This window comes from Caloranaerobacter azorensis DSM 13643, assembly GCF_900129995.1.
GTDB lineage: Bacteria > Bacillota > Clostridia > Tissierellales > Thermohalobacteraceae > Caloranaerobacter > Caloranaerobacter azorensis.
Window position 1 is genome coordinate 1 of sequence record NZ_FQXO01000072.1, and the last position, 11,846, is coordinate 11,846.

At 29.4% G+C, this 11,846-nt stretch carries 10 protein-coding genes and 1 rRNA gene; all 11 read right to left on the minus strand.

All coding sequences use genetic code 11. The annotated features are described in order from the left end of the window. A 16S ribosomal RNA gene (locus BUB51_RS10060) occupies nucleotides 1-301 on the minus strand; the annotation flags it as partial. 215 nt (nucleotides 302-516) lie between these two features. Continuing rightward, nucleotides 517-1,305 (minus strand): SigB/SigF/SigG family RNA polymerase sigma factor, encoded by a 789-nt coding sequence (locus tag BUB51_RS10065; protein ID WP_073197512.1) that lies wholly within the window; start codon nucleotides 1,303-1,305, stop codon nucleotides 517-519. Next, nucleotides 1,305-1,724 carry an ATP-binding protein gene (locus BUB51_RS10070; RefSeq protein WP_073197514.1) on the minus strand — a complete coding sequence of 140 codons (420 nt, stop codon included), beginning with the start codon at nucleotides 1,722-1,724 and terminating at the stop codon, nucleotides 1,305-1,307. The genes BUB51_RS10065 and BUB51_RS10070 overlap by 1 nt, the downstream gene beginning before the upstream one ends. Nucleotides 1,725-1,729: 5 nt before the next feature. Next, nucleotides 1,730-2,047 carry an STAS domain-containing protein gene (locus BUB51_RS10075; protein WP_073197516.1) on the minus strand — a complete coding sequence of 106 codons (318 nt, stop codon included), beginning with the start codon at nucleotides 2,045-2,047 and terminating at the stop codon, nucleotides 1,730-1,732. A gap of 125 nt (nucleotides 2,048-2,172) precedes the next feature. Further along, nucleotides 2,173-4,608 carry a DNA gyrase subunit A gene (gyrA, locus tag BUB51_RS10080; RefSeq protein ID WP_073197518.1) on the minus strand — a complete coding sequence of 812 codons (2,436 nt, stop codon included), beginning with the start codon at nucleotides 4,606-4,608 and terminating at the stop codon, nucleotides 2,173-2,175. Between the two features lie 36 nt (nucleotides 4,609-4,644). After that, entirely contained in the window at nucleotides 4,645-6,555 is a 1,911-nt protein-coding gene (gene gyrB, locus BUB51_RS10085; RefSeq protein WP_073197520.1) for a DNA topoisomerase (ATP-hydrolyzing) subunit B, read from the minus strand. A 60-nt stretch (nucleotides 6,556-6,615) separates the two neighbouring features. Then, nucleotides 6,616-6,897 carry an extracellular matrix regulator RemB gene (gene remB, locus BUB51_RS10090; RefSeq protein WP_035163907.1) on the minus strand — a complete coding sequence of 94 codons (282 nt, stop codon included), beginning with the start codon at nucleotides 6,895-6,897 and terminating at the stop codon, nucleotides 6,616-6,618. Between the two features lie 100 nt (nucleotides 6,898-6,997). Next, nucleotides 6,998-8,110 (minus strand): DNA replication/repair protein RecF, encoded by a 1,113-nt coding sequence (recF, locus tag BUB51_RS10095; RefSeq protein WP_073197522.1) that lies wholly within the window; start codon nucleotides 8,108-8,110, stop codon nucleotides 6,998-7,000. 34 nt (nucleotides 8,111-8,144) lie between these two features. Continuing rightward, nucleotides 8,145-8,354, minus strand: a complete 210-nt coding sequence (locus BUB51_RS10100; RefSeq protein WP_073197524.1) for an RNA-binding S4 domain-containing protein — start codon at nucleotides 8,352-8,354, stop codon at nucleotides 8,145-8,147. A 52-nt stretch (nucleotides 8,355-8,406) separates the two neighbouring features. After that, a complete protein-coding gene (gene dnaN, locus BUB51_RS10105) occupies nucleotides 8,407-9,513 on the minus strand; it encodes a DNA polymerase III subunit beta (RefSeq protein WP_073197526.1) in 1,107 nt (368 codons plus the stop codon). A gap of 232 nt (nucleotides 9,514-9,745) precedes the next feature. Further along, the gene (gene dnaA, locus BUB51_RS10110) at nucleotides 9,746-11,080 is read right to left on the minus strand and encodes a chromosomal replication initiator protein DnaA (protein ID WP_035163915.1); all 1,335 of its coding nucleotides are present in this window, start codon (nucleotides 11,078-11,080) and stop codon (nucleotides 9,746-9,748) included. Between the last annotated feature and the right edge of the window lie 766 nt (nucleotides 11,081-11,846).

The following is an 11,846-nucleotide window of genomic DNA, read 5'->3' on the forward strand; positions in this document are numbered from 1 at the left end:
CCCATCGTCGCCTTGGTGAGCCGTTACCTCACCAACTAGCTAATGGGACGCGGGGCCATCCTATGCCGCTAAACGCTTTGACTTATGCACCATGCGGTCCATAAGTGTTATGGGGTATTAATCCCGGTTTCCCGAGGCTATCCCCCTGCATAGGGCAGGTTCCCCACGCGTTACTCACCCGTCCGCCGCTTTCAGTACTTTAAATCCCCCGAAAGTTCATTAAAGCACCTACCCGCTCGACTTGCATGTGTTAGGCACGCCGCCAGCGTTCGTCCTGAGCCAGGATCAAACTCTCAAGATAAAAACTATATACTCAAAAGAATCCTGCTCCGCACTGTTCAGTTTTCAAATACCAAATCTATTTTTCTGTCGACTTTTGCCGCCGACTCTTAATACTATAGCAGATTTTTTTATCCTTGTCAACAACTTTTTTTACTTTTTTTACTCTGCCTTTTCTCAACGGCAAAGAATAATTTACCACAAAATTTTAATTTAGTCAATAGTATTATAATTTATTTACATATTAATTTTTTCCAATTCTCTTCTAAATTTCTCTATAATCTTCTTTTCCAATCTGGAAACTGTCATTTGTGATATTCCTAGTTCCTTAGCTATATGACTTTGAGTTTGATTATCAAAATACCTACCTTTCAAAATTCTTTTTTCTAAATCATTTAATTTATCCAACACTTTCTGTAAGAAATCTATATCTTCTATTTTATTAAAATACTTATCGTCTTCTCCTATTAAATCTCCTAGAGTCATATCTTTATCATCATCGGAATCATAAGTTAAATCTAATGAATGCGGCATATATACTTTACTTACTTCCATAACCTCTAATATTTCTTCTTCACTGCACATTAAATATTCAGCTATATCTTTCACTGTAGGAGTTCTTTGCAATTTTTGTGTTAGAGTAACTTTAGCATTATTAATCTTTTTAGAAAGTTCCTGTATTCTCCTAGGTACCCTTACTACCCATCCTTTATCTCTAAAGTATTTTTTTATTTCTCCAATAATAGTTGGAGTAGCAAAACTCGAAAACTCATATCCTTTATCTACGTCATATCTATCTATTGCATAAATTAAAGCTAAACATGCAACTTGATATATATCTTCATAATCTATTCCCTTATTCGCATATTTTTTAGATAATATCTCTGCTATATATAAATGTCTTTCTATTAATTCATTCCTTATTGAAGAATCTTTGCTTTTTTTATACATCGAAAATAAAGTCTTACTATCAATATTTTTATACTCATTAGGAATATCATTTGAATATTTTTTAGGTACATTCATTAGACATCCACCCTTAATTTTTTCATCATTTTTAAACAAACTATTCCATCACAACTTTCACATTCAACTTTATCCATTAGAGATTCAATTATTAAAATACTTAAACTTTTATTGTCATATACATCAAAAACTTTATTATCCCTTTCTTGACATACAAAATATTTAGCTTGTACACTTATATTTAATATATCTGCTAATATTTCAAAATTAATATCTATGTTTTGCTTTTCACCATTTTTAATAATCATTGTACAAGCTTCTGCTATAGCTACTTTAATATCCTCTATTTCTTCAATATCAAATCCTATTCTACTAGCTATCGCCGAAGAAGTTAATCTAACTACACTAACATATTCAGCCATTGCCGGTATCGTAAGCTTAATTATATCACCCTTATTTTGGTTAGCAGCTTCTACCATAATTTTCACTCCTTAATAATAAATACTTTATTTAATCCTGTTATATCAAATAATTTATTTATATTTGGTTTTATATTAGTTAGTATTATATTTTTATCTTTTTCTCTAAGTTTTTTTAATCCGCTGATTAATACCCCTAACCCTGTACTGTCCATATAAATTAGTCCTTCACCATCTAATATTACATCTACACTTTTTTCATTAATCATTTCAAGTAAAATATCTCTAAAACTTGGTGATGTATATATATCTATCTCACCCATTGGTTTAAGAATCCATACATTCTTATTTTTATCGAATTCTTTTTTTACCTCTAACCCCATAATATTCCTCCTTAATATCTAAAGTTAATTTTAAACTTGTATAAATATAGTATATTATAATTTTTTATATTCTTAAAGTAGTAGCATTTAACTTTAATTATAAACAAAGCGTGCATGATGCACGCTTATTCCTCATCTTCTTCTGCAGCTACTTTAGCAATAGATACAACTCTATCATTTTCAGACACTTTCATTAAAGTTACACCTTGAGTGCTTCTTCCCATTTGGGATATATCTGACACCTTCAGCCTTATTATTGTACCTGATACACTGATTAGCATTACTTCATCGTTAATACTAACGACTTTTGCTCCAACAATATTACCTGTTCTTTCTCTAACATTATAAGTTTTTATTCCCTTTCCGCCTCTACTTTGCGATCTATATTCTGAAATTTGAGTCCTCTTTCCATAACCCTTTTCTGTTATGACCAATAAATCATTACCCTCTTTGATTAAATCCATAGCTACTAGTTCATCATCCTCATTAAGCGTAATAGCCTTTACTCCCATTGCACTTCTACCCATATTTCTGACATCTTTTTCACTAAATCTTATAGACATTCCATGAGCCGTTACTAATATAAGCTCATCTTCCCCATTTGTTCTTCTCACTTCTATAAGCTCATCTTCTTCTCTTAAATTTATAGCTATAAGACCATTTTTTCTGATATTATCAAATTCATTTAATCCAGTTTTCTTTATCAATCCTTTCTTTGTTGTAAATACAAGATAATCTTCAGGATTAAATTCTTTTATTGGGATTACAGCGGTTATCTTTTCATTTACATCTAAATTTAAAAGATTTATTATCGCAGTACCTTTGGCTTGTCTTTTAGCCTCTGGAATTTCAAAAGCTCTTAATTTATAAACTTTTCCTTTATTAGTAAAGAATAAAATATTGTCATGGGTAGAAGTAACAAAAATATCTTCAACAAAATCCTCTTCTCTTGTTGTTAATCCTGTAATTCCCTTACCGCCTCTTCTCTGTGCTTTATACGTATCTTCTGGCAATCTCTTGATGTATCCAAAATGAGTCAATGTAATAACTACTTTTTCTTCTTTTATCATATCTTCTATACTTATTTCATCTATACTAGCTCTTATCTCTGTTCTTCTCTCATCATTATATTTTTCTTTGATTTCAAGCAATTCATCTTTAATTATTTTATAGATAAGCCTATCATCGGCTAATATTTCTCTATATTTATTTATAAGCTTAATCAATTCTTCATACTCTTCTTCTATCTTATTTCTCTCTAATCCAGTTAATTTTTGCAATCTCATATCTAATATAGCCTGTGCTTGTTTTTCTGTAAGTCCAAACTTATTCATTAATCCATCTCTTGCTTCATTTACCGTTTTAGAATTTCTGATTAAGTTTATAACTTCGTCTATATGATCTAAAGCTATCCTTAAACCTTCAAGGATATGTGCTCTATCTTCAGCTTTATTTAAATCGTATTGTGTTCTTCTTGTTATAACTTCTTTTTGATGATTTAAATAGTGTTTTATTACTTCTCTTAAATTTAAAACTTTAGGCTGATCATCAACTAAAGCAAGCATAATTATGCTAAATGTATCTTGCAGCTGAGTATGTTTATATAGATTATTTAAAACTACATTAGGATTAGCATCTCTTTTTAATTCTATAACAATTCTCATTCCATTTCTATCGGACTCATCTCTTAAATCGGATATTCCTTCTATTTTTTTATCTCTAACCAATGATGCTATTTTTTCTATAAGTTTTGCTTTGTTTACTTGATATGGTAATTCCGTAACGATTATTCTTGTCTTTGATTTGTTTAATTGTTCTATATGAGTTTTGGCTCTAACGATAACCTTTCCTCTACCCGTTCTATATGCTGCTTTTATTCCTTCTCGCCCCATTATAATTGCACCTGTTGGAAAGTCAGGCCCTTTAATAGCTTCCATTAGTTCATCTACATCTACATCAGGATTATCTATCATCATGATTATACCATCTATAACTTCTCCTAAATTATGAGGCGGTATAGATGTTGCCATACCAACAGCTATACCTGAAGAACCATTGACTAATAGATTTGGAAATCTACTAGGCAGTACTTTAGGTTCTTTTAAAGTTTCATCAAAATTTGGTCTAAAGTCAACTGTATCTTTATTTATATCTCTCAACATCTCTGTTGCTATTTTAGACATCCTAGCTTCCGTATAACGCATTGCAGCAGCACCATCACCGTCAATAGAACCAAAGTTACCATGACCATCTACAAGTAGATATCTTGTTGAAAAATCTTGGGCCATTCTTACCATCGCATCATATACAGCACTATCACCATGTGGATGGTATTTACCTAGTACGTCCCCAACTATACGTGCAGATTTTCTAAAAGGTTTGTCCGGTGTTAAATTAAGCTCATTCATAACATGAAGAATTCTTCTATGAACAGGTTTTAACCCGTCTCGTACATCAGGTAGTGCCCTACTTACAATTACACTCATAGCATAATCCAGATAAGATTTTTTCATCTCATCCTTTATATCTACCTGGATAATCCTCTGTTTATCGTTATTCATCCATATCCTCCTCATGAATAATTATTTTCATATTCATTAAATATCAAGATTTTGTACATATTTGGCATTTTCTTCTATGAATTCTCTTCTAGGTTTAACCTTATCTCCCATAAGTGTAGTAAATATTTCATCGGCCGCAACTGCATCATCAATACTAACTCTAAGCAAAATCCTTTTCTCTGGATTCATTGTAGTTTCCCAAAGCTGATCCGGATTCATTTCTCCAAGACCTTTGTATCTTTGTATACTGTACCCACTTCTACCTATCTCACTTAATATCTTTTCAAGCTCTTTATCATTATAAGCATAGTATTCCGATTTACCTTTTTTAATTTTATATAAAGGTGGTTGAGCAATATATACATGTCCCTGCTCGATTAAAGGTTTCATATATCTGAAGAAAAATGTCAATAGCAAAGTTCTAATATGAGCACCGTCTACATCGGCATCAGTCATGATAATTATTTTACCATACCTTAATTTTTCAAGATTAAAATCATCACCAATTCCACATCCAAAAGCAGTAATCATCGCTTTTATTTCTTCATAATTCAATATTTTATCTAATCTAGCTTTCTCAACGTTCATTATTTTACCTTTAAGAGGTAATATAGCTTGAGTTCTCCTATCTCTACCTTGTTTAGCTGAACCGCCTGCCGAATCACCCTCTACCAGATATATTTCACATTTTGCTGCATCTTGCTCCGAACAATCTGCAAGTTTTCCAGGTAGAGATAAATTCTCAAGTACATTTTTTCTTCTAGTCAATTCTCTAGCTTTTCTAGCAGCTTCTCTAGCCCTTGCTGCCTTTATGGCTTTATCTACTATTAATCTCGCTTCCTTTGGATTTTCTTCTAGAAAACTAATTATATTTTCGGAAACTAAACTTTCAACTATTCCTCGCATTTCGCTATTTCCAAGTTTAGTTTTAGTCTGGCCTTCAAATTGAGGGTCTGGCAGTTTAACAGAAAGTACAGCAGTTAAGCCTTCTCTAATATCTTCACCTGTTAAATTACTATCTTTATCTTTCAATAAATTATTTTTTCTTGCATAGTCATTTATAACTCTTGTTAATGCAATTTTAAATCCGCTTAGATGAGTACCACCTTCATGAGTATTAATATTATTGGCAAAACTGAATATATTTTCACTATAATCAGTTGTATACTGCATAGCTAATTCAACAATGCAGTTATCCTTTTCTTTTTCAAAATATATTACTTTATCATGTATAGGTGTCCTATTTCTATTTAAATACTCTACAAAAGCCTTTATTCCGCCCTCATAATGGAACTTTTTCTTTTTATTCTGTCTTTTATCTTCAATTGTAATTGCAACTCCCTTATTTAAAAATGCTAATTCTCTCAGTCTATGTTCTAAAGTATCGTATCTGAAATTTACATCTTCAAATATTAGATAGTCGGGTTTAAATGTTATAATAGTTCCCGTTCCTTCTGTTTCACCTACTACTTCTAATTCTGTTACCGGCTTTCCACGTTCAAATCTCTGTTTATATATCTTGTTATTTCTATGAACTATAACCTCTAACCATTCAGATAGTGCATTAACTACTGAAACTCCAACACCATGAAGCCCGCCAGATACCTTATATGCACTATTATCAAATTTACCACCAGCATGTAAAACTGTAAGTACAGTTTCAACAGTAGACTTCCCCGTTTTAGGATGTATCTCTACAGGTATACCGCTACCGTTATCGACTACGGTTATTGAATTATCTTCGTTTATTATAACATTAATAGTATCACAGACTCCCGCTAATGCTTCATCTATACTATTATCAACAATCTCATAAACTAAATGATGTAATCCTCTTAAACCAGTACTACCAATATACATACCTGGCCTTTTTCTAACAGGCTCTAATCCCTCTAATACTTGTATTTGCTGTGCACCATAATTTCTTTCCCTTTGTACTTCAGCCATCTAATAGCCTCCAATCTACTCAAGTTTTTTCTAATATGAATTAAATATATATCCTTATCTCTATTTGAGAAGTCCAGCTCTTTTATTTAGAGTAGTAGAAGAAATGTTAGAACAATATATAATACTTTTTCTTATTTTACTACTACTTTTTTTATCTATATAAGTTTTTTCTGTGATTATATAAGACTTTATTTTCTTATCTGTAATATTTTCTATAAATCCTTCTTCTTCAGCTATATTAAAAAATTCTCTTGTATCCTTCGATTTCAAAGACTTATGATCAATTATACAGATAATATCTTCTAATGGTATTACGTAATCCTTGCCTAAATGTAAAAACATCTATTATTTTCCTCCCTAATATAAACGTGATAAAAGCACAAATTAACTACAATCTTATAATATATATTATTCAGATGTATTATTCAACTTAATTTTTTCACTAAACATTTACTATATTTCCCTTTGATACATAAAATACCTTCTTATCCTCTTTACTAATATTTAGAACATCTATATCCTCCGTACTTGTAATTATCGTCTGTATATCTTTAAAAGCCGACAATAAAAATTTTCTCCTTTTTAGATCTAATTCTGATAAAACATCATCAAGCAATAAAACAGGATATTCTCCTATTTCCGACTTTACTAATTCTACTTCCGCCAATTTCATTGAAAGCGCAGCCGTTCTCTGTTGACCTTGAGAACCGAACGTTTTTACATCTAATCCATTTATATTTATTTTTATATCATCTCTATGTGGACCAAACTCCGTTGTACCTTTTTCTATATCCTTTGATAAGTTCTTATTTAAAACTTTTATAAAAGTTTCTTTTATTTCTTTCTTACTCAATTCACAATCTATATTAAAAGATGGCATATATTTAAGCTCTAATTCTTCTATTCCATCAGTTATATTTTTGTGTATATTTTTTGATATTTTAGATATTTTTTCTATAAATTCTATTCTTTCTTTGATTATTTCAGAACCTACATCAGCTAACTGCATGTCCCAAACTTCTATAGTTTTAAGCTTATTATTATTTATTTGGACAGATTTTAAAAGATTATTTCGCTGTTTAAGTATTTTACTATATCTATTAATATTATAACGATATTTTGGTTTTATTTGGGATATTTCAGTATCTAAAAATTCTCTTCTATTACTTGGACCTTCTTTGACCAATTTCAAATCTTCAGGAGAAAATAAAACAACGTTCAGATTACCAAATAAGTCAGACATTCTATCGATTTCTATTTTATTAATTCTGATTCTCTTTGGTCTTTTTTTCTCAAACTTAATTTCTATGAATTTGTCGATAAAATCCCATCTAACATTTATACCTATATAGGCCTTATCTTTATCTATCTTTATCAGTTCTTTTTCTTTAGCAGCTCTGTACGATTTGCCAAAAGCACATATATATATAGATTCTAAAAGGTTAGTTTTGCCTTGTGCATTATTCCCTATGAATATATTTAACTTCTTATTTAATTTTATTTGTAATTTATCATAATTTCTATAGTTTATAAGTTTTATATTTTCTATATGCACATAAAGCACTCCTTTAAAAAAGAAACATCTTTATTTATTCTACAATATAGCTTTCACCATAAGATAACTCTATTATATCTCCTTTCTTTATTTTTTTGCCTCTTTGAAGAACAATTTCGCCGTTCAATTTGACTTGGCCGTTTTTAATTAAAATTTTTGCATGCCCACCAGTTTCAGCTATATTTGCATATTTCAGTAACTGATCTAATTTTATATATTCAGTATATATTTTTATCTTTTTCATACTATCAACTCCTTCAAAATTAATAGACACCTTAAATTAGGTGTCTTAAATTTTAGTAATTTTCATTTAATCTGACTGGTAGAACTAAATATGTGTAGCTGTTATCCTCATAAGGCCTCATTATACAAGGTTTTACATTACTTTCAAAATCCATAATTATTTCTTCGTTATCTATTACTCTCAATGCATCTAACATATATTTTGAGTTAAATGCTATCTTAATATCGTTTCCTTCAAGGTCTATAGGCAACTCTTCATATACATTACCTATTTCAGAATTAGAACTTATCGTCATCTTTTCATCTGATATAGTAAATTTAACAAGGTTATTTTTTCCTTCTCTTGCAAGTAACGAAGCTCTTTCAATACTTTCTTGTATACTTTTAGTATTTACTTTGACTCTTGATTTATACTCATTTCTTATTATATCACGATAATTTATAAATTCACCTTCAAGCAGTCTTGATATTATGACAGTTTCACCGAAATCGAAAAGCACATGACTCGAAGTAAACATTATTATAACATCTGAATCATCATCGTCAAGTATTCTGCTAACCTCGTTAAGTGTTTTACTAGGTATTACAACCTTTATATTGTTATCACTATTTACACTAATTTCTTTAACTGCAAGTCTATAACCGTCTAGTGCTACAAGTGTTGCCTTTTTATTATTGACTTCTAATAAAGCACCTGTAAGTATTGGTTTTATTTCATCTTGTGCAGCTGCAAATATTGTCTGTTTAATCATGCTTTTTAAAAGGTCCTTAGGTATATTTAGACTAATATCATCGTTTACAACTGGTAACTGTGGATATTCTACAGAAGGTTGCCCGATAATATTAAATTTTGAATTTCCACATGTGATATGGACATTATTATCTTCATCTGTTACAATTTCAACTTCTAAATCAGGTAATTTTCTAATTATATCCCCAAAAAGCCTTGATGCAATTACTATAGAACCTTCTTCTATTACTTCACAATTTATTTTTGATTCTATTCCTATTTCTAAATCTGTACCTGTGAGTTTTAAAACATCATTTTCAGCTTCAAGTAAAATTCCGTTTAGTATAGGTAAAGTTGTTTTTGATGTAATTGCTTTTTGAACAATATTTATGCACTTATTTAATTCTTTTTGAGAAACTTTTATTTTCAATTGTGGATAACCTCCTTTTTAGTGGTTAGATAAAATATAAATACTAAACTTATAGTAATAGTAATAGGTGAAGTTAATATGTGGATAACTAATTAAATAGACTAAAAATACAAAAAGATAATTGTTGATAAATTGTTATTAAAAAAACTTAATTATAAACATATTAACAGACAAAAAAATTTTAAGTTATTATTAACATTATATTAACAGCTTATTAACAATAAGATGTTGATTATTTGCCTTTTATTTCATTTATAATGTTTTCAATTTTTAGTTTTAGTTCAGAATTATTCTTTATGTCAGATGAAATCTTATCATATGCGTGTATAACTGTTGTATGGTCTCTACCGCCAAATTCGTCTCCTATTTTTGGTAGAGACAAATCTGTTAATTCTCTGCATAAATACATTGCAATTTGCCTTGGATATGCTATTGATCTTGTCCTTTTTTTAGAGTCAAAATCTTCAACTTTTACGTTGAAGTTTTGAGCTACTATCTCTTTTATTAACTTTACATTAATCTCTCTTGGTTTAGTATTAGAAATTATATCTTTTAAGGCTTCAGTAGCTAAATCAACTGTTACTTCTCTATTGGTTAAAGAGGAGTAAGCTACGATTCTTATTAATGCTCCTTCAAGTTCTCTAATGTTAGATTGTATTTTTGTTGCTATATAGAGCATTACATCGTTTGGAACATGTATGTTTTCAACTTTTGCTTTTTTTCTTAATATAGCTATTCTAGTTTCTAAATCAGGTGGTTGTATATCTGCAATTAAGCCCCATTCAAATCTTGATCTTAGTCTATCCTCTAGCGTAGGAATTTCTTTTGGAGGTCTATCACTAGAGATAATAATTTGTTTATTAGCTTCATGTAGAGCATTGAATGTGTGGAAAAACTCCTCTTGAGTTCTCTCTTTACCAGCTATAAACTGTATATCGTCTATAAGTAATACGTCGACATTTCTATATTTGTTTCTGAATTCAACATTTCTGTCGTCTCTGATAGAGTTAATTAATTCATTTGTAAATTTTTCAGATGAAACGTAAACTACTTTGGCTTTTGGATTTTGATTTAATATATAGTGTCCAATAGCATGCATAAGGTGGGTTTTACCTAACCCAACCCCTCCGTAGATAAAAAGAGGATTATATGCTTTAGCAGGGGCTTCAGCTACTGCTAAAGATGCTGCATGAGCAAATCTATTACTGTTACCAATTACAAAAGTATCAAATGTATATTTAGGATTTAATTGTGCTCTTGAAGTAGAATTATCATTTATTTCGTTTTGTATGGTTTGTCCAATGTCTGTTATTTCTTCTCCGGGGATTATGAATTTAATATCGAAATCTTTATTTGTAATTTGTTTGATAGCATTTTTGATTAAAATTAGATATCTGGCTACCAATATACCTTTTGTAAATTCGTTTGGAACCCCTAATAGTATTTGATTATCATTTATAGTTAAAGGTTCTATAGTTTTAAACCAAGTATTGAAGCTAACTTCTGTCAATTCTGTTTTAATTAATTTTAGGGTATCATTCCAAATATCATCTAAATTCAGATTCATTTATATTCCTCCTATCCATATAGGATTATAGACATATTCAAAACAAATAATACAAAATATACACAATTTTATCCACAGAAAAATGATATAATAATTTAGTACAAATGAATATTATTTATTCACAAGGAAAATATATAGGTGTGAATAATATGTAGATAGATATATTATAAATAATAAACAAAATATAAATTTGGAGTTTGTCCACAAGATGTAAAAAAATTAATGTGGAATATAAATATAGTACTTTTCTAATTTAAAAAAATATAATCCACAAAATTAAAAGTTATACACAAAATTATCCACACATTGTGTATAATTTTATTGATTGTTAATAAATAATCCACATGTTTATATAATAATATCAAAAAAAATATTGATAATCAACAAAATTGAAAAAGATATCCACAAGATTAACATAGATGTAGATTATTTATTAACATATGTAAATACACAGAAATTTAGCACTTGAAAATTTTTTAGGGCGATAGTCCGTTGATTTATAAGAATTTCAGAATAAGCACTAAAAATTTGAGATTTTCCGATTTTTGCTGGAAACTACAGAGAAAAAATTTGCAAAATAAAAGCATCCTTTTTATAATAGTTTTACCACAAACACATTAAAAAAAGGATGCTGATAGGATGAACAAAAGTTACCTAAAACAATTATTCACCTATATTAATAAGGTATATGATATAGGAGAAAAAATCAATACTTTAAAAGATAAAAGAGTAAAATCTCAAGTAAAAATTTCAACAATTAGTTTTG